This window comes from Ruegeria sp. AL12 (assembly GCF_056540885.1).
Genome location: NZ_JBQFXN010000001.1, coordinates 1081814 through 1099027, shown reverse-complemented (window position 1 = coordinate 1099027; position 17214 = coordinate 1081814). Strand labels below are relative to the sequence as shown.

The following is a 17214-nucleotide window of genomic DNA, read 5'->3' as shown; positions in this document are numbered from 1 at the left end:
CGATGGGCGGCTTTTAACCGCGCAAACGCGCCTGATAGTTGTTCTCTTGCCAGTTGGCCCGGGAAAGCCACTGATCTTCGGGCTGGCGATCTGCCAGGTCTCCGTCAATCTCAACTTCGTCAAAGCCGCAGCGACGTGCCATGGCATATTGGTCTGCCAGAACATGACCCTTGGCGCGCAAGCGTCCCGTATAGCCCTTAAGGCGCAGGGTGCGGGCGATGGTAAAGCCGCGACCGTCGGCAAAGGATGGAAAATCCACCCGGACCAGCTTGGCACTGCCCAAGCGGTCAAAAAGCTCATCCGGGTCCGTGTCCGAGCTGACGTCCAGCGCAACCACGTCATTTGCGGCATCATCCAGAGTGACAAAGCCGTCGGTCCAGTCATCGGGCGAAAAGCCCTCATCCGTTACGATTACGTTCATGTTTTCTCTCCGATGCGCACCATCTTGCCATCGACAAAATGAATGCCGCATTCTTCCTTGTTCTGATCGCGCCAGCGCCCGGCGCGGGGGTCTTCGCCTTCCTTCACCGGTGAAGTGCAGGGCGCACAGCCGATCGAAGGGTATCCTTTGGCCACCAGCGGATGCCGGGGCAGGTTGTTTTCTTCCATATAGGCGCGCACATCGTCCGGCGCCCAATGGGCCAGCGGATTGACCTTGATCCGGCCCGTGCCGTCTTCGACCTCGAAAAACTCGAGCGCGGCGCGCGTGCCGGACTGAAACCGTTTTCGGCCGGTAATCCAACCGCAATACCCGGTCAGGGCTTGCTGCAACGGAAAGGTCTTGCGCAGGTTGCAGCACGCATCCGTATCCCGCAGGCGCAGCGCGCCATAGGGGTCTTCGCGTTGCAGTTCTTCGTCATCCGCCCGGATGATCCGGATGTTCCTGAGCCCCAGGCGCTCGCTGACTTCCTGCTGGTACTCCAGCGTTTCGGTGAACAGCAATTGGGTATCCACGAACAACACCGGCGTCATCTTGTCGATCACCGCAGCCATGTGCAGCAGCACCACCGATTCCGCACCAAAGCTTGAGACCAGAGCAAGCGCATCGATCTCTTCAAGGGCGCCATGCATCACGTCATGGGCGCTGTGGTGACGGAACCGGGCATTCAATGCGTTGACCTTCTCGGTCAGGTCGCTGCGGTCTTTGCCCAGTTCCGTTTGGATCAGATCAAGCGGCATTCGCCCGAGCCTCGGGGTAGAGAGCGGCCTTGAATGGCTCCATGCCGACGCGGCGATAGGTCATAAGAAAGGTTTCTTCAGCACTCTCGCGCAGATCCAGGTAGGTGTCGACGATGCGTTCCACGGCCGGCACGATCTCGTCATAGGCAAAACCCGGACCGGTGCGGTCGCCGATCGCGGCCGTCTCGGTGGCGTCGCCACCCAGGGTGATCTGGTAGTTTTCGACGCCTGCACGATCCAGGCCCAGGATGCCGATATGGCCCACATGGTGGTGGCCGCAGGCGTTGATGCAGCCCGAGATCTTGATCTTCAGGTGCCCGATGTCATGCTCCAGCTTCAACTCTTCAAAGCGGGTTGCAATTTCCTGAGCAACCGGGATCGAACGCGCCGTCGCCAGCGCGCAGTAATCCATGCCGGGGCAAGCGATGATATCGCTGATCAGGCCGATATTGGCGGTGGCCAGTTCGTGCTGTTTCAGCTTGGCGTGGATCGCGGGCAGGTCCGATTTGTGGACATGCGGCAGGATCACGTTCTGCTCGTGGCTGATACGCAGCTCATCATAGGCGAATTCTTCGGCCAGATCGGCCATCACGCGCATCTGCTCGGCGGTCGCATCACCCGGTGTCTGACCGTGTTTCTTGATCGAGATCGTAACGATCGCGTGGTCCGCGTTCTTGTGGGGCGCGATGTTGGTATCGACCCACGACCGGAGGACCGGATCGTTGGAATAGGCGCTTTCAAACGACGCAACCGAACCTTCGCGAAAGGCCGGAGGCGCAAAATGGCCCTTGATCTCATCCAGCAGCGCCATGTCGGCGCCCTTGAACTGTGGGCGAACCTGCAAGAAACGTTCATTCACCTTGGCGCGGATGGCGTCGATGCCGTGTTCATGCACGGTGATCTTGATGCGCGCCTTGTACTTGTTGTCGCGGCGACCGATCTGGTTCCAGACCGACACGGTGGCTTCCAGATAGGCCAGCAGATCATCGAAGGCGACGAATTCGGACAGTTCCTTGCCGATCATCGGTGTACGGCCCAGACCGCCACCGACGATGACGCGCGCACCCAGAACGCCGTCACGTTCGACCAGTTGCAGGCCGATGTCATGCGCTTTGATCACGGCGCGGTCGTTTTCCGAACCGGTGATGGCGATCTTGAACTTGCGCGGCATGAACTGGAATTCCGGGTGGTCGGTCGACCACTGGCGCAAAAGCTCAGCATAGGGGCGCGGGTCGGCGACCTCATCCGCGGCGGCACCGGCGAAATGGTCGGCGGTCACGTTGCGGATGGTGTTGCCCGAGGTCTGGATGGCGTGCATGCCGACCTCGGCCAGCGCGTCCAGCATGTCTGGCACATCTTTCAGTTTCGGCCAGTTGTACTGGATGTTCTGACGGGTGGTGAAATGACCATATCCCTTGTCCCACTTTTCAGCCAGCAGGGCCAGTTGGCGCATTTGTGCGCTGTTCAGCGTGCCGTAGGGAATGGCGACTCGCAGCATGTATGCGTGCAATTGCAGATACAGGCCGTTCATCAGGCGCAGCGGCTTGAATTCATCTTCGGTCAGCGAACCGTCAATGCGGCGCTCGACCTGAGCGCGGAACTGCGCGTTACGCTCTGCCAGAAAATCTTTGTCAAACTCGGAGTAGCGATACATGTCTAGCTGTCCTTGGTTGCAGCCCCGAACCTGGGGCCTTGAAGGGGAGAGAGAAGGGCCAGAGGTCAGGCCCGGGGCTGCGGGGAAGTTTCCTGTTTGCCGTGGGCATAGTTGGACGGACCAGTGCGGCGGAAGTCTTCCCGGAAATGGGTGGGCTCGGGGCCGTTTTCGCCAGCGACGGCATCGGCCAGATAAGCGCCCACGATTTTGTTTGCCTGACGCGCGGCATCCAGCAGGCGAACCTGCGCATGCGCCTCGTCGGTGATCAGTTCTGCTTCGCTCAGGTCACGAGACCAGCGGTCATCTTCCGTCAGATAAATCACGTCACCTTCGAGCAAGTCATTTGCAGTGACGACTTTGGGGGTAAAAGCGCGGGCCATCAGGCAAGCTCCTTGTTGAATTCGGTTACAGCCTGCGCCGCTTCGCGCGGGGCAAGGCCATAGAAGGTCAGGGCCGGTCCATCCATTTCGGCGGCGGCCAGATCGGTGGGCAACTGGTCCAAGGTGGTGGCCAAAATCCGTTGGTCGGGACGCGAGGCATTCTCGACCAGGGTAATGGGGGTGGTGCGATCGGCGCCGTGCATGATCAGACGGCCCTGAATGAACCGAGCGGATTTCTTGCCCATGTAGATTGCCGCCACGGAACCGGCCTGAGCCAGAGCGTTCCAATCGTGATCCGCGAATCCTTGCATGTCGTGCCCGGTCAAAAAACGCACCGATGAGTTGCGTCCACGGCGGGTCAGGCTTTGACCGATGCCAGCCACTGCGGCAGAGGCCGCCGTGATGCCGGGAATGATCTGCCAGGATATGCCGGCCGCATCGACGGCTTCGATTTCTTCGTCCAGACGACCAAAAACCGTGGGATCCCCCGACTTCAGGCGCACCACACGGTTGCCATTCAGGGCGTGTTCAACCAGAAGCGCGTCGATATCGCTTTGCTTCCACGAGGGGCCGAACCCGGCCTTGCCGACATCGACCAAAGCGGCGTTCTGGGCGGCAATGTCCAGCACAGGCTTGCTGATCAGGCGATCATGCAGCACCACATCCGCGCGCTCGAATGCGGCCAACGCCTTGAGCGTCAGCAATTCGGGGTCACCGGGTCCGGCGCCGACAAAGTCGACATGACCTTTGGGCTTGGTTGTGTGAAAATCCTGCATCGGATCGTCTCGGACATTGTTTGACTTGACCCTCAATATAGGAAATATTCCCACCAAAGCGCCATATCGCCGCTGAAATAAGGACAAATGTTCCGATTTTCGGGAAAACCGGAACAGAGGTGTCGAAACAGAAGGAAAATTGGAATGTCGGTGCGGATAGATGACACGGATCGAAAAATTCTGGCCGAGCTGCAACGGGACGCGGGCCAATCATTGGACGAAATTGCGGCTCGGGTCGGCAGTTCAAAGACGCCTGTCTGGAATCGCATTCGCAAGCTCAAGGGGGCGGGAATCATCGGCCAGCAAACGGTGCTGCTGGATGCCGAGGCACTTGGGTTCGAAGCCACCTTTTTTGTTTTGATCCGCACCTCGGAACATGAGGCGGACTGGCAACGTAAATTCCTGAAAGCATTGAAGGATCACCCCGAAGTGCAAGAGGCGCACCGGTTGGCGGGTGATATCGACTATATCCTGAAAGTCCGGGTCAAGAACGCACGTGCCTATGATCAGTTCTATCAGTCGCTCATCTCGGAGGTGCGTGTGCACAATGTCACGGCGTTGTTGTCCATGGAAGAGATCAAGTCCACGACGATGCTGCCGCTGAATGCGTTGGCAGAGGGGGCTTAGAACCCACGGCCATACCCTTCTGCCTGTGTCTTTCATGGGGCTTTGAGCCAGATGAACTGATGGGTGTTTTCATCCGGCCGGAAGCAAAATCGCCGGAAGCGTCGTGTAGAAATGCGAAAGGTGATGGCTAACGTCTGACCAGCAGCTGATTCAGCCCGTGAAAGTGATAGCTGTCCGAGTAAAGCGGCGGCGCAGCCAGTTTCAGGTTTGGACAGCTTTCGAACAGGATCGGCAAAGCAATCCGCATTTCAAGACGCGCCAGAGGTGCGCCGACGCAGAAATGAATTCCTCCCCCAAAGCTTGTGTTGACTTCAATCGGACGGCTCGGCTGAAACGTGTTCGGTTCCGCCCAGACAGCGGGGTCGCGGTTGGCCGCGCCAAGCAACAGTGCCACTTGATCGCCACGTTTGAATGAATGGCCGAACAGATCCACGTCCTCATACGCGTAACGTGTGAACATGTGCAGAGGCGGGTCATAGCGCAGGATTTCTTCGATGGTTGCGTCGAGTCCATCCGGTGCCAGGGCGTCGGGGGCGGTACGGGTCTGCAACAGGGTTTTCACCCCGTTCCCCAGTGAATGCACGGTGGCCTCATGGCCTGCGTTGAGCAGCAGGATGCAGGTGGCAACCAGCTCGTCCAGTGACAGTTTCTGGCCTTCTTCCTCGGCGCTTATCAACCGGGTTATCAGGTCGTCCCGTGGATCATTGCGCCGCAGCTCTATGTATTCCTTCAGGAATTCGGTGAACTCCCGAGATGATTTGGCGGCCGTGTCTTCGGTGTCCTGCGTGCGATTGGCCTGATACATGGCGACCATATCGTGAGACCACCGTAGCAGATCGGGCGCCATGGCTTCGGGGACGCCCAGAAGCCGGCAGATCGTGACCACCGGAACCTGAGTGCAATAGGCTTCCAACAGGTCGAACGTGTTCCGAGGGAATTCCTTGATCAGGCCGTGGCACAGATCTTCGATGGAAGGTTGCAGCGCAGAAATCGCCCGTGACGTGAAGGCGCGCATCACCAATGACCGAAGGCGTGTGTGCCTTGGCGGTTCTGCCTCAAGCAGTGAATGGGCCTCGATGGCCAGCCAGGGCGCCAGATGGGCGGGACCTTGCTCTGCCAGTTCGGGCGGTACCTCGCGGCCAAATCTGCGGTCCCGAAACAGGGCGCGAACCGCGCGGTATGAAACCGCGGCGACCATACCGTAGTTCTGCCAATAGAACAGATCGCCCGAGCCTCGCGCCTTGTCGTAGAATGGGTAGGGGTTTTGGACGAAACCCGGGTCTGTCGGTGATTGCGAAAAAGACTTCATGCGCCGCACACTTGCCATGCGGCGCTTTGAATGCAAGACCCTGTCTATGCACAGGGTTTGGTTCATTTCCGGTTTTTTGCTCGCCGTTGGGCTGTTGTCGGGGTTTGTCTGGTCTTATGGCTATCGACAGGCCCTGTCTCAGCTGAGCGAGAAGGCAGAGGCAGATCTTGAGCTGGCGGCTGACCGGCTGAGCACGCAGATGCAAGTGTACCAGGAACTTGCCGTGCTGATGGCAACTCATCCCGTCTTGCGCGAATTGGATACGCAGGCCGGTCTTCGCCAAGCCCGGTCAACGCTGCTGGACGTCGCTGACAAAACGGCCGCCGTAAACATGATGTACCTGGATACGAACGGGCAGGTGCTGGTATCGGCGCAGCCTGTGTCCCAGCGCAACATGGCCCATCATCCGGCTTTCCGCCGTGCGATGCAGGGCGCCTTGGGCAGTGCGCATGAGGTCGTGCCGTCGGGCGAAGACCGGATCTATTCCTATGCCGCCCCCGCTTTTGGCCCGTCTGGCCAGATCAAAGGCGCGTTGATGGTCGTTGCTGATGTTCAGGACGTTGAACAAACGTGGCGCGGCAGTACCGAGGCGGTTTTCTTTGTCGACTCAGATGGCGTCGTTTTCATTTCCAACAGATCCGACCTGCTGTTCTGGCGCCGGGCGGACGGTGAGGCGGGATTGACGCCGCCAGATGGTGCCGCCGTTGATTTTTCTTCGAAACAGGTCGGCAGGCACGAGTTGTGGCATTTGAACTGGGGGCGTTACCTGCCGCGTGATGCGCTGCATCTGACCCTTGATTTGCCGGTGATCGACATGACTGCCGAGGTTCTGGTGGACGTGGCGCCGGCCCTTCAGCTTGCCAGGCTTCAGGCGGCGGCCGTCGCAGCGATCTGTCTGGCCTTTGGGGCCATGCTCTTTCTAGCCATGGAGCGGCGGCGGGCATTGGCCGAAGCGAATGCCGTTCTGGAAAGCCGTGTGGCCAAACGAACCCATGACCTGACAGTGGCAAATGCCAGTTTGCGCAAGGAAGTGGCGGAACGGGAAGAAGCCGAAGCGGCGCTGCGGCGGGCCCAGGCAGACCTGGTGCAGGCGGGAAAGCTCAGCGCTTTGGGGCAAATGTCGGCGGGGATCAGCCATGAACTGAACCAGCCGCTTATGGCCATACGACAATTTGCGGATAACGGTTCAGCGTTCATGATGCGGGGAAAACCTGAAATGGCTGCCGAGAATCTGGGCCGGATATCGGAAATGGCGGCGCGGATGGCGCGGATCATCAAGAACCTTCGCGCCTTTGCCCGCAACGAAAGCGAACCGATGGGGCGGGTTGACCTGATACAGGTTCTCAACACCGCTGTTGAACTGACCGAGGCCCGCCTGCGCGACGACGATGTAACCCTGAACTGGACCCCCCCGAATGGCGCTGTGTATGTTTGGGGGGGTGAAGTACGTTTGGTGCAGGTGTTCGTGAACCTGATCAACAATGCGGCGGATGCAATGCTGGGGCGACCAAAACGGATTATTACGATAACGCTGCGAAAAGGCGCACGATTGAGCGTTTCCTTGCAGGATACTGGCCCGGGCATTGAAGACCCCGACCGGATGTTCGAGCCCTTCTATTCCACGAAAAGCGTCGGATCGTCAGAAGGTTTGGGGCTGGGGCTTTCCATTTCCTACGGGCTGGTTCAAAGCTTTGGTGGGGACATACGCGGCGCGAACACGGCGGATGGGGCCATGTTTACCGTCGAACTGGAACCCTGCGACAAGGAAGAGGCCGCGTGATGCGCAGGGTTTTGTTGGTCGATGATGATGCCGCCGTACGCGAGGCCCTGTCTCAAACTCTGGAATTGGCGGACTATCAGCCAACGACCGCTGGATCCTTTGTGGCGGCCAAGGATCACATCAGCCGCGCGTTTCCCGGTGTCATCATCTCGGATATCCGTATGCCGGGGCGGGACGGGTTCCACCTTTTGTCTTATGCCCGAGAGGTCGATCCGGATCTTCCCGTGGTTCTTCTGACGGGTGAGGGCGATATTCCCATGGCCGTCGACGCCATGGGAAAGGGTGCGTTCGATTTTCTGGAAAAGCCGTGCGCCGCGTCCGATCTTCTGGAGGTGCTTGAACGCGCCTTTGCAGCCCGTTCGCAGGTGTTGGAGCAAAGAGCGGCGAAATCCGAGCTGGAACGAGGAGACCCCGCCGCGCGTTTGCTGTTCGGACTGTCGCCGCAGGCCGAGGCCCTGCGCGAACGGGTTCGGACCGTTGCGCCAACAGGTGCCGAAGTTCTTGTGACGGGACCGCCAGGCAGCGGCATCTCGAAGGTCGCCGAGGTCGTGCATCTGATGTCGCCAGCAGGGCAGGGACCATTTGTCAAACGCACGGCCTCAAGCCTCAGCCCCGACGACTTGGCCGAGAGCTGTGAAGATGCGGCAGGTGGGTCATTGTTTCTGGACGAAGTCTCGGCCATGCCCCATGCCACGCAATTTGCGGCGTTGGAGATCATCGAGCATGGACCAGGCGGGCGTATCATTGCGGGAACGACCGCTGATCTTTCAGCGCTGAGTTCTGAAGGCCGGTTCAATGCAGACCTGTTTTACAGGCTGGATGTCATGCGGGTGCGTATTCCATCGCTGGCAGAACGCCCCGACGACATTCCGGTGATCTTCCGCCATTACGTTGCACAGGCCGCAGAACAGGCGGGGATCGTGGCGCCGGAAATCTCGTCCGAGCATCTGGCGTCGCTAATGGCCAGCGACTGGCCGGGGAATGCGCGATCCCTGATGTCAGCCGCGATGCGCTTCGTGCTGGGAATGCCGGAAGAAGTCGCGCAGGCAACTGATCTGGGGCTCAGCGAACAGATGGCGCGGGTGGAGCGGTCGCTGCTCATCGCGGCGCTGGGTCGTCACAACGGCAAGGCATCAGATGCGGCGAAGGCATTGAAACTGCCGCGCAAGACATTTTACGACAAGCTGGCACGGTACCAGATTCGGGCCGAGGATTACCGGCGGTAACGGTCGGGCTCCCGCCACCTTTTTCCGCATTAACATGCGTCTAAAGCTGTTGGGCCGGGCAGCCCGCTGTCGCGGGCTGCGGTTTCGCACCAGTTGATTCGGGTGTTTTGATTCGCAGGGTGTGCGGATTTCCGCACAAACTGGAAGATTGCTGTGCGGAATCTCGCACTCGGGGTTTCGAATGGATCGAGTATACATTGCAAAACGCTTCATAACATTTTGAAATAAATAATATTAATAGAAAATTGAGGGGCAAAAAACAAATCGTTGAGTGGATCGTGCCGATTCGTTTCACTTCGCTTCATCTGACACCGAATTGGTGTCGAAGGACAGTTTCAAGGAAGTCTGGGAGGAAAAGACAGATGAAATTCCTGACAACGGCCGCAACCGCTCTGGCGCTGACAGTCACAGCCACCGCAGGCATGGCAGCCTGTGACGATGGTGAAATCGTCGTCAAGTTCGCGCATGTGACCAACACTGACAAACACCCCAAGGGCATCGCCGCATCGCTGCTGGAACAGCGCGTCAATGATGAGATGAACGGCGTGATGTGCATGGAGGTCTATCCGAACTCGACCCTGTACAACGACGACAAGGTGCTGGAAGCGATGTTGCAGGGCGACGTTCAGCTGGCCGCGCCGTCACTGTCGAAGTTCGAGAAGTTCACCAAGCAGTTCCGCCTGTTTGACCTGCCGTTCATGTTCAAGAACATCGATGCAGTGGATGCATTCCAGGCTTCGGCTGATGGTCAGGCGATGAAGGACAGCATGCAGCGCCGTGGCCTTCAGGGTCTGGCCTTCTGGCACAACGGCATGAAGCAAATGTCGGCCAACAAGCCGCTGGTCGATCCGTCGGATGCAAACGGTCTGAAGTTCCGCGTGCAGTCTTCGGACGTTCTGGTGGCACAGATGGAGGCCATTGGTGGCAGCCCGCAAAAAATGGCGTTCTCGGAAGTTTACGGCGCGCTGCAACAGGGGGTTGTGGATGGTCAGGAAAACACCTGGTCGAACATCTATGGCAAGAAGTTCTTCGAGGTGCAGGACGGCATCACCGAGACCAACCACGGCATCATCGACTATCTGGTCGTAACCTCTGTCGACTGGCTGGACAGCCTGGATCCGGACGTACGTGACCAGTTCCAGACCATTCTGGCTGAAGTCACGGAAACACGGAACAAAGAGGCCTTTGCCGTGAACGAAGCAGCCAAAGCTTCGATCGTTGAAGCAGGCGGTGTCATCCGCGAATTGACCCCGGAACAGCGTCAGGCCTGGGTTGATGCGATGAAGCCTGTTTGGGACCAGTTCGCAGGTGACGTGGGTCAGGACAAGATCGACGCGGCTCAGGCCATCAACGCCGGCTTCTGAATCTGGCTAAAGGCCGCGCGTCCGGGGACTGGGGAGTATTCGACGCGCTGGCCGGGCGGGCTGAACAAGCCCGCCCAACACTCTCTCATCACAAAAAATGCGGGGACAGAAAGATGTCTGGTGCGAATTCCGGCCAAGGCGGGCTGGTCGACCATATCGAAGAAACCCTGATCGCGTGTCTGTTGGGCCTGATGACGGTCGTGACATTTGCCAACGTGATCGCGCGGTTTGTTTTCAATTCCAATATCCTGTGGGCGCTTGAACTGACGGTGTTCACTTTTGGCTGGCTGGTGCTGCTTGGCGCCTCTTACGCGGTCAAGAAACATTCTCATCTGGGTGTTGATGCGATCCTGAACATGCTGGCCCCAGCGCCGCGTCGCATCCTAGCGCTCATCGCTGTGGGGTGCTGTCTGGTGTTTTCGTTGCTGCTGCTGAAGGGCGCCTATGACTATTGGGCGGTTTTCGCGGATCTGCCGCCGACATCCGGACGCTGGTTCCCGACCGGGTTCAACTTCGACGCCCGCAGCCAGAGCTTCTATGAGGTGGACGATATCCCGATGGTCGCTCCGCTGCGGTTTCTGGAAGACCTGATCAACTATGGCGAAGGGTACGAGAAGCTTCCCAAGGTGGTGCCTTATCTGGTGCTGCCGGTATCGATGCTGCTGCTGGTGATCCGGTTCGCCCAGGTTGCCGTTCAGATATGGCGTGGCGAAACGGATCGCCTTGTCGCCAGCCACGAAGTCGAGGACGAGATCGAAGAAGTCCGCGCTCAGCAAGGAGAGCACAACTAATGGACGTCGTACTTCTTTTCTCGATGGTCGTCGGCCTGCTGCTGATCGGTGTGCCGATTGCGGTTGCGCTTGGCCTCAGCTCGACCCTGTTTCTGCTGATCTACTCAGACAGTTCACTCGCTTCTGTCGCGGGCACGTTGTTCGAGGCTTTTGAAGGGCATTTTACCCTGCTGGCGATCCCGTTCTTCATCCTGGCGTCGTCCTTCATGACTACAGGTGGTGTCGCACGACGGATCATCCGGTTCTCGATCGCCTGTGTCGGGCATTTGCCCGGCGGGCTGGCAATTGCGGGCGTCTTTGCCTGCATGCTGTTCGCAGCCCTGTCCGGGTCGTCTCCGGCGACCGTGGTCGCCATTGGCTCGATCGTCATCGCGGGGATGCGTCAGGTGGGCTATTCCAAGGAATTTGCCGCCGGTGTGATCTGCAACGCGGGGACGCTGGGTATTCTGATCCCTCCGTCCATCGTCATGGTCGTATATGCCGCCGCTGTTGAAGTCTCGGTTGGGCGCATGTTCCTTGCAGGTGTTATTCCCGGTCTGATGGCCGGTTTGATGCTGATGATCACCATCTATGTCATGGCCAAGGTCAAGAACCTGCCCAAGGGCGAATGGAAAGGCTGGGGAGAGATCTTTACCTCGGCCCGTGAGGCCGGTTGGGGTCTTTTCCTGATCGTCATCATTCTGGGTGGTATCTATGGTGGCATCTTCACGCCGACCGAAGCCGCCGCAGTCGCCGCAGTCTACGCGTTCTTCATTGCCAGCTTTGTGTACAAGGACATGGGCCCGCTGAGCACGGAAGAAGGCACCCAGAACCTGCCGCTGCTGAAAAAACCCCATGCGCTGATCACGGCTTTCTTTCACCCGGACACCAAGCATACGCTGTTCGAGGCTGGCAAGCTGACGGTCACGCTGCTGTTCGTGATCGCCAACGCGCTGATCCTCAAGCATGTTCTGACCGACGAACAGGTGCCGCAGCATATCGCCGAAGCGATGCTGTCGGCGGGCCTTGGCCCGGTGGCTTTCCTGATCGTGGTAAACGTGATCCTGCTGATCGGCGGTCAGTTCATGGAACCGTCTGGCCTGCTGGTCATCGTGGCGCCCCTGGTGTTCCCGATCGCTATCGAGCTGGGCATCGACCCGATCCATCTGGGTATCATCATGGTGGTCAACATGGAGATCGGGATGATCACGCCTCCGGTCGGTCTGAACCTGTTCGTGACTTCGGGTGTTGCGGGTATGCCGATGATGAGCGTTGTGAAGGCGGCGCTGCCGTTCCTTGCGGTGCTGTTCGTCTTCCTGATCATGGTGACTTATATTCCGTGGATATCGACCTTCCTGCCCAACACGTTCATGGGGCCGGAAATAATAACCAACTAGACTGTCTGAAAACTGAACAAAGCCGGGTGGTGTCAACTGCCCGGCTTTTTCGTGTCTTGAAACCGCGCGATGGGTTCTTATCTGAGGCAAAGAGGACGACCTCTGCTTTCTGGGACATCATTCGGGACGACCCGTACGGATATGAGGTTGTCTTATGCCCTGGATCTTTCTTCTGTTTGCTGGCCTTTTGGAAATTGTCTGGGCGGTTGCCATGAAGCAGTCGGCCGGTTTCACCAGATTGTGGCCGACGGCCGTGATGGGCGTTTCGATGTTGGGTTCATTTGGTCTGCTGGCGCTTGCAATGCGCGACTTACCGTTGGGCACCGCATACACGATCTGGACTGGGATCGGTGCGGTGGGGGCGTTCAGTGTCGGTATTCTGTTTCTTGGCGAAGCCCTGACACCTGCGCGGATCGCAGCTGCGGTTCTGATCGTGACAGGCCTTGTGGTGATGAAGCTTTCCTGAAGCCCTTGACTGGCCAAGCCAAAGTACTTCGGCAGTTTGCAGCACACACACGAAGCGGAGCTTGGAATTTTGACCGGCTCTGACAAACGCATTTTGTGTGGCTTCTAAAAAGGCAAAGGCCGGATTTGTTAACGGCGGATTTCGCATCGGATCGGTTCTGGCGCGGGATGGCGGATTTGTCTCACAAGGTCGCAATCAGCCTGTACAGGGCGGCAACCCGACCGTGCTGGAAGAGCTGGATGCCCTGCGCAAGGCGGGGCGTCAGAAAACATATCGCGCCATTACCCTGTGTAATTTTGTTCGCTTCCCATCGCTCAGTTCGGAATCCCGCGTATCTTCGTCAACTCACGGAGTTTCGTGCGCAAGGCAGGATTTTTGTACGATCAAAGGGGACGGGCCTGTTGTAGTGAACAACCCTGACCGCAACGCGTTGAAGCGACGATCTATTGAATAACCGATCCTTGGGCCGAAGAAACTGCGGGACGAAGTCTGAAATTAGGCGCCTTCCAGCGCTTGAATGATTCCTGAGAAATCAGACGCTTTCAGGCTGGCCCCGCCCACAAGTGCGCCATCGACGTTGGAAACTGAAAATATATCCGCCGCATTGTCGGGTTTTACCGAACCGCCATAGAGCAGGCGGACGGAACGGCCCACGCCTTCGCCGAAGCGGCGCTCCAGCCGGGCGCGCATGAAGTCGTGAACTTCCCCGATTTCTTCCAGGGTGGGAACTTTGCCGGTGCCAATTGCCCAGATCGGTTCATATGCAACGATCAAGTTCTCGCCGGTTGACTGATCCGGGATCGACCCGGACATCTGGCCGCCGATGATGTCGAGCGTATTGGCCGCTTCGCGCTGCTCAAGGCTTTCGCCGACGCAAATGATCGCCTTCAGACCTGCATCCATTGCTGCGCGCGCCTTGGCCCGCACATCTTCGTCATGTTCACTGTGGTCCACGCGGCGCTCGGAATGGCCCAGGATGACCGATGTTGCACCGGCATCCACCAGCATATCCGCACTGATATCTCCGGTATGCGGGCCTGATTTTGCGGCATGACAGTCCTGACCACCGACAGAGATGGCAGTGCCCTGAACGGCAATTGATGCGCGGCTGAGCAATGTTGCCGGTGGGCAAATCAGGATTTCCACCGATGCTGCCGGGTAGATCTGAGACAGCGCCTTCAACTCGGTCAATTCAGCGCCGGTCCCATTCATTTTCCAGTTTCCAGCCGCCAGCTTCTGCCGCATTTTGGTATCTCCCTGATCATCCGATGATTTTAGCATGCGGATAGCATTGTCGGCATCATCTTACAATTCTGCTCGCATGCTGATCCCGGACGGAAACATCGAAGATCGGTCCGCATGCGACATTCAAATGAAAAGGGATGAGGCGGGCTTAGCCTTGTTGGCCGATGCTTTCGTCAAATTTGATCGACTCTCCGCATCCGCAGGCGTCGACGACGTTCGGGTTCTTGAACTTAAAGCCGGATTCCAACAACGACACTTCGTAATCGATTTCGGTTCCAAACAGAAACATCTGGGCCATTGGCGCAATCATGATGCGCGCGCCGTCCTGTTCGACGACTTCGTCATGAGGATCTGCCTGATCGACATATTCCATGGTGTATTCCATGCCTGCACAGCCGCCTTTTTTGACGCCGATGCGCAAACCAGCGTGGCCGCCCGAATTCATCAGGCGGGTAATCTGCTCTGCGGCTTTGGGCGTCATGGTCACAGCCTGTTTGCCGGGGATGCCGAACATGTAAATCTCCGTTGTCGCGCGTTACACCCAATCTAGGGTCCCAGGCTGTTTTGCTCAAGGCAATGTGGCGCAAAGAATTTGAATTCGCTGGAAAGCTCTGGCGTGTCCGCACAGCCGCTCCGCAAACTTGCTTTGATACGGGAGGCGGGGTTAGCATCGGTCTAATGAAGTTTTGGAACCCCGTCCGAATAGATGGAAAGACATGAAGTGGTAGAAAAATGAATAATTTAGAGTCGAAAGTTAAAGTAGCTTTTCTTGCGGCCGCACTTTTTTCTGTAAGCGTGTGTGTGATGTCCAACGAAGCTTGGGCGGCCACGGGATCCGAACGGCACCCGGTGAATTGTGCAACGGCGGAAGGGGATCTGCGCGCGATTGCATCGGAAAAGAAACATGCGGAAGACAAACAACTGGAAAGCATTGCTGCCATAACACCTGCCGGGGCTCTGTTGGGGCTGGTCACGGGAACCGAGCAAAAAAGGCTGCAAATGCTGTCAGGTGACTACGTCAAGCAATTGGATGCCAGAGCGGCAGAGATCAAGGAAACCTGCAATCTGAATTGATCGTCGTTGTCGGAACAAAAAAGGACCGCTCTCGGGCAAGAACGGCCCATATTCTTGAGCTGGGAAGCGGGGGGCGGTCATGGCATACCCAGCCGACGGCACCGCATACGCGAATGCCACCTTCAGATGTTATCCGTCAGGAGTGTGACAGGGGCTGCACGATAAGGTGACGAAAATGCCAAGCTTTCGTGACAGTTGGCAGGGCAAGTGCCTGATGGCTACATAAAGCCCAATTCCAGGCGCGCCTCATCAGACATCATCTCCATGCCCCAGGGCGGTTCCCAGGTCAGTTCGACATCGACTTCCTTGACGCCCGCAACAGGCTCAATCGCCTCGACAATCCAGCCGGGCATGTCGCCCGCGACCGGACATCCGGGTGCCGTCAGGGTCATGATGACTTTCACGGCGTTGTCCGGAGAAATGTCGATCGTATAGATCAGGCCCAGGTCATAGATGTTGACCGGAATTTCCGGATCGTAAACCGTGCGGCACGCTTCGACGACAGCCTCGTACAGCGGGTGTTCAATCGTTGACGGCGCAATCAGCGGGGTGCCTTCAAACTGTTCGCTCGGGTGGGTCATCTTTGCCTCGGGTCAGTTGCCTGAGTGATTATATAGGGAATACCTGCAACAGCGTCCAGTAGGGGCGTGACGCTCGGGTGAGCGTCACTGTGTCTTAGTCATTGATGTCATGCGTGAAGGTCTTGACCTGACCATGCGGCAAGGCAAAAAGCCGGCGCAGGACAAGCCATGCGATCAACGAAAGAACTGCGAAGATCAGCGCGAGCACATGCAATGACAGTGTCAGGCCGGGGATGACGAGGATGAGACCGGTGATCGCGGCCCCGATCGCAAAGCCCAGAAAGATGAAACCGGGCAGAACGATTTCCAGGATCCCCAGAGCCAGCGCGGCGGCCAGCCAGATCCACCAGGTCAGCCAAAAGGGATCAGCCATCATCTACCTCCTTTGAGCATCTTGAACGCGTCACCAAAGGCTTCGAGAGCATTGGCAGGCACGACTATGGTCTGCTTGCCGGAACCGTTGCCCAATGCATTAAGGGCTTCAACCTGTTTCAGCGCAACCTGATACTGCGCAGCCTCGATGCCATTGTCCTGAATGGCCTTGGCGACGACGCCTGTCGCGTAGGCCTCTGCCTCGGCCTGAATGCGCCGCGCCTTGGCGGTTTGTTCGGCTGCGTACAGCTCGGCATCGGCGTGCAGTTCGACGGCGCGTTTTTGGCCTTCGGCTTCGGTCACCTGCGCACGACGGGCGCGTTCTGCGTTCAGCTGTTGCAGCATGGCATCGCGGGTCGCCTGATCCAGATTCACATCCAGAATCTCGGCCCGGGTCACTTCGATTCCCCAATCATCCACTGCGGTTTCAACGCTTTCCTGAATGCGTGTGATCAACTGCGCACGGTTCGACTGCACTTCGTCCAGATCCATCTTGCCGATCTCGGCGCGAACGATACCGGCAACCGTGGTGGCAATCGCTCCGTCAACGTCGCGGATACGATAGACCGTCTTTTCCGGTTCGAGAATGCGGTAGAAGACAGAGGTGTCGATTTGCACCAGCACGTTGTCCTTGGTGATCGCGTCCTGCGTCGCGTTCGGCAACTGGCGTTCAAGGATCGAGATCTTGTGGCGCGCAACGTCCAGTAACGGAACGATGAAATTGATGCCGGGGCCAAGCACCGAATGCAGTCTTCCAAACCGTTCAACCACGTATTTTTCGGATTGCGGAACGATCTTGATGCCTTTGAAAATAACGATGACCACCAGCACGGCGGCCAGCAGGTAAATGATGTTTGACGAAAGCAGTCCGATGATCTGATCTTCGGTCATTCTGTCCTCTTTTTATTGTGTACTATGGTATACATATGGGGATCGAGTCGCTCGATTTCAACTCTGGTATGGAGGGAAAACCGGCAGATGCAAACGCTTCACTACAGGAACTCGGCCTGGACC

General features: G+C 57.9%; 20 protein-coding genes. 9 read left to right on the top strand and 11 right to left on the bottom strand.

The window, feature by feature from the left end:
- Positions 1-13: 13 nt before the first annotated feature.
- The 5 genes from ACR0C6_RS05565 to cobA all read right to left on the bottom strand — a co-directional run bounded on the left by ACR0C6_RS05565 (position 14) and on the right by cobA (position 3989).
- Positions 14-421 carry a DUF934 domain-containing protein gene (locus ACR0C6_RS05565; RefSeq protein ID WP_480444985.1) on the bottom strand — a complete coding sequence of 136 codons (408 nt, stop codon included), beginning with the start codon at positions 419-421 and terminating at the stop codon, positions 14-16.
- Positions 418-1179 (bottom strand): phosphoadenylyl-sulfate reductase, encoded by a 762-nt coding sequence (locus ACR0C6_RS05560; protein WP_171116163.1) that lies wholly within the window; start codon positions 1177-1179, stop codon positions 418-420. The genes ACR0C6_RS05565 and ACR0C6_RS05560 overlap by 4 nt, the downstream gene beginning before the upstream one ends.
- Positions 1169-2833, bottom strand: coding sequence for a nitrite/sulfite reductase (locus ACR0C6_RS05555; RefSeq protein WP_480618585.1), 1665 nt, complete (start codon positions 2831-2833; stop codon positions 1169-1171). Before ACR0C6_RS05555 ends, ACR0C6_RS05560 begins: the two co-directional genes overlap by 11 nt.
- 65 nt (positions 2834-2898) lie before the next feature.
- Positions 2899-3213, bottom strand: coding sequence for a DUF2849 domain-containing protein (locus ACR0C6_RS05550; protein WP_152457837.1), 315 nt, complete (start codon positions 3211-3213; stop codon positions 2899-2901).
- Positions 3213-3989: a uroporphyrinogen-III C-methyltransferase gene (gene cobA, locus ACR0C6_RS05545; protein ID WP_480618583.1), complete on the bottom strand. Its 777-nt coding sequence runs from the start codon at positions 3987-3989 to the stop codon at positions 3213-3215. The genes ACR0C6_RS05550 and cobA overlap by 1 nt, the downstream gene beginning before the upstream one ends.
- Positions 3990-4133: 144 nt before the next feature.
- Here cobA and ACR0C6_RS05540 point away from each other — a divergent pair, with 144 nt between their 5' ends.
- Positions 4134-4616: an Lrp/AsnC family transcriptional regulator gene (locus ACR0C6_RS05540; protein WP_117869097.1), complete on the top strand. Its 483-nt coding sequence runs from the start codon at positions 4134-4136 to the stop codon at positions 4614-4616.
- A gap of 127 nt (positions 4617-4743) precedes the next feature.
- On the opposite strand, the gene ACR0C6_RS05535 is transcribed toward ACR0C6_RS05540, so the two are convergent.
- Positions 4744-5925: a cytochrome P450 gene (locus ACR0C6_RS05535; protein WP_480618581.1), complete on the bottom strand. Its 1182-nt coding sequence runs from the start codon at positions 5923-5925 to the stop codon at positions 4744-4746.
- Here ACR0C6_RS05535 and ACR0C6_RS05530 point away from each other — a divergent pair.
- The 7 genes from ACR0C6_RS05530 to ACR0C6_RS05500 all read left to right on the top strand — a co-directional run bounded on the left by ACR0C6_RS05530 (position 5924) and on the right by ACR0C6_RS05500 (position 13382).
- Positions 5924-7705, top strand: coding sequence for a sensor histidine kinase (locus ACR0C6_RS05530; protein ID WP_480618579.1), 1782 nt, complete (start codon positions 5924-5926; stop codon positions 7703-7705). The two genes, ACR0C6_RS05535 and ACR0C6_RS05530, sit on opposite strands and share 2 nt — an antisense overlap.
- Positions 7702-8931: a sigma-54-dependent transcriptional regulator gene (locus ACR0C6_RS05525; RefSeq protein ID WP_480618578.1), complete on the top strand. Its 1230-nt coding sequence runs from the start codon at positions 7702-7704 to the stop codon at positions 8929-8931. The genes ACR0C6_RS05530 and ACR0C6_RS05525 overlap by 4 nt, the downstream gene beginning before the upstream one ends.
- Before the next feature lie 362 nt (positions 8932-9293).
- Positions 9294-10295, top strand: coding sequence for a DctP family TRAP transporter solute-binding subunit (locus tag ACR0C6_RS05520; protein WP_171116152.1), 1002 nt, complete (start codon positions 9294-9296; stop codon positions 10293-10295).
- Between the two features lie 113 nt (positions 10296-10408).
- Complete coding sequence (locus ACR0C6_RS05515; protein WP_152457843.1) at positions 10409-11086, top strand: TRAP transporter small permease; 678 nt, start codon at positions 10409-10411, stop codon at positions 11084-11086.
- Complete coding sequence (locus tag ACR0C6_RS05510; protein WP_171228667.1) at positions 11086-12462, top strand: TRAP transporter large permease; 1377 nt, start codon at positions 11086-11088, stop codon at positions 12460-12462. Before ACR0C6_RS05515 ends, ACR0C6_RS05510 begins: the two co-directional genes overlap by 1 nt.
- Positions 12463-12616: 154 nt before the next feature.
- Complete coding sequence (locus ACR0C6_RS05505) at positions 12617-12928, top strand: DMT family transporter (protein WP_171328559.1); 312 nt, start codon at positions 12617-12619, stop codon at positions 12926-12928.
- Between the two features lie 97 nt (positions 12929-13025).
- On the top strand, positions 13026-13382 hold the full coding sequence (locus ACR0C6_RS05500; protein WP_480618575.1) for a tRNA-specific adenosine deaminase: 357 nt from the start codon (positions 13026-13028) through the stop codon (positions 13380-13382).
- Positions 13383-13423: 41 nt separating this feature from the next.
- Here ACR0C6_RS05500 and tpiA read toward each other — a convergent pair whose 3' ends face one another.
- Positions 13424-14173: a triose-phosphate isomerase gene (gene tpiA, locus ACR0C6_RS05495; protein WP_480444998.1), complete on the bottom strand. Its 750-nt coding sequence runs from the start codon at positions 14171-14173 to the stop codon at positions 13424-13426.
- Positions 14174-14321: 148 nt separating this feature from the next.
- Positions 14322-14687 carry a HesB/IscA family protein gene (locus ACR0C6_RS05490; RefSeq protein WP_171362933.1) on the bottom strand — a complete coding sequence of 122 codons (366 nt, stop codon included), beginning with the start codon at positions 14685-14687 and terminating at the stop codon, positions 14322-14324.
- Positions 14688-14977: 290 nt separating this feature from the next.
- On the opposite strand from ACR0C6_RS05490, the gene ACR0C6_RS05485 reads away from it, so the two are divergent.
- Complete coding sequence (locus ACR0C6_RS05485) at positions 14978-15247, top strand: hypothetical protein (protein ID WP_480445000.1); 270 nt, start codon at positions 14978-14980, stop codon at positions 15245-15247.
- 218 nt (positions 15248-15465) lie between these two features.
- Here the strand turns inward: ACR0C6_RS05485 and ACR0C6_RS05480 are convergent, their stop codons facing one another.
- The 3 genes from ACR0C6_RS05480 to ACR0C6_RS05470 form a co-directional block, all read right to left on the bottom strand.
- Positions 15466-15828 (bottom strand): SUF system Fe-S cluster assembly protein, encoded by a 363-nt coding sequence (locus ACR0C6_RS05480; protein WP_152457849.1) that lies wholly within the window; start codon positions 15826-15828, stop codon positions 15466-15468.
- Between the two features lie 94 nt (positions 15829-15922).
- On the bottom strand, positions 15923-16201 hold the full coding sequence (locus ACR0C6_RS05475) for an NfeD family protein (protein ID WP_480445001.1): 279 nt from the start codon (positions 16199-16201) through the stop codon (positions 15923-15925).
- Entirely contained in the window at positions 16201-17091 is an 891-nt protein-coding gene (locus ACR0C6_RS05470) for an SPFH domain-containing protein (protein ID WP_171168338.1), read from the bottom strand. The genes ACR0C6_RS05475 and ACR0C6_RS05470 overlap by 1 nt, the downstream gene beginning before the upstream one ends.
- Between the last annotated feature and the right edge of the window lie 123 nt (positions 17092-17214).

What these genes read in the sequence shown, in the direction of transcription:
- ACR0C6_RS05565 (WP_480444985.1), bottom strand. Translation starts at nt 421, where the DNA reads ATGAACGTAATCGTAACGGATGAGGGCTTTTCGCCCGATGACTGGACC.
- ACR0C6_RS05560 (WP_171116163.1), bottom strand. Translation starts at nt 1,179, where the DNA reads ATGCCGCTTGATCTGATCCAAACGGAACTGGGCAAAGACCGCAGCGAC.
- ACR0C6_RS05555 (WP_480618585.1), bottom strand. Translation starts at nt 2,833, where the DNA reads ATGTATCGCTACTCCGAGTTTGACAAAGATTTTCTGGCAGAGCGTAAC.
- ACR0C6_RS05550 (WP_152457837.1), bottom strand. Translation starts at nt 3,213, where the DNA reads ATGGCCCGCGCTTTTACCCCCAAAGTCGTCACTGCAAATGACTTGCTC.
- cobA (WP_480618583.1), bottom strand. Translation starts at nt 3,989, where the DNA reads ATGCAGGATTTTCACACAACCAAGCCCAAAGGTCATGTCGACTTTGTC.
- ACR0C6_RS05540 (WP_117869097.1), top strand. Translation starts at nt 4,134, where the DNA reads ATGTCGGTGCGGATAGATGACACGGATCGAAAAATTCTGGCCGAGCTG.
- ACR0C6_RS05530 (WP_480618579.1), top strand. Translation starts at nt 5,924, where the DNA reads ATGCGCCGCACACTTGCCATGCGGCGCTTTGAATGCAAGACCCTGTCT.
- ACR0C6_RS05535 (WP_480618581.1), bottom strand. Translation starts at nt 5,925, where the DNA reads ATGAAGTCTTTTTCGCAATCACCGACAGACCCGGGTTTCGTCCAAAAC.
- ACR0C6_RS05520 (WP_171116152.1), top strand. Translation starts at nt 9,294, where the DNA reads ATGAAATTCCTGACAACGGCCGCAACCGCTCTGGCGCTGACAGTCACA.
- ACR0C6_RS05515 (WP_152457843.1), top strand. Translation starts at nt 10,409, where the DNA reads ATGTCTGGTGCGAATTCCGGCCAAGGCGGGCTGGTCGACCATATCGAA.
- ACR0C6_RS05510 (WP_171228667.1), top strand. Translation starts at nt 11,086, where the DNA reads ATGGACGTCGTACTTCTTTTCTCGATGGTCGTCGGCCTGCTGCTGATC.
- ACR0C6_RS05505 (WP_171328559.1), top strand. Translation starts at nt 12,617, where the DNA reads ATGCCCTGGATCTTTCTTCTGTTTGCTGGCCTTTTGGAAATTGTCTGG.
- tpiA (WP_480444998.1), bottom strand. Translation starts at nt 14,173, where the DNA reads ATGCGGCAGAAGCTGGCGGCTGGAAACTGGAAAATGAATGGGACCGGC.
- ACR0C6_RS05490 (WP_171362933.1), bottom strand. Translation starts at nt 14,687, where the DNA reads ATGTTCGGCATCCCCGGCAAACAGGCTGTGACCATGACGCCCAAAGCC.
- ACR0C6_RS05485 (WP_480445000.1), top strand. Translation starts at nt 14,978, where the DNA reads ATGTCCAACGAAGCTTGGGCGGCCACGGGATCCGAACGGCACCCGGTG.
- ACR0C6_RS05480 (WP_152457849.1), bottom strand. Translation starts at nt 15,828, where the DNA reads ATGACCCACCCGAGCGAACAGTTTGAAGGCACCCCGCTGATTGCGCCG.
- ACR0C6_RS05475 (WP_480445001.1), bottom strand. Translation starts at nt 16,201, where the DNA reads ATGGCTGATCCCTTTTGGCTGACCTGGTGGATCTGGCTGGCCGCCGCG.
- ACR0C6_RS05470 (WP_171168338.1), bottom strand. Translation starts at nt 17,091, where the DNA reads ATGACCGAAGATCAGATCATCGGACTGCTTTCGTCAAACATCATTTAC.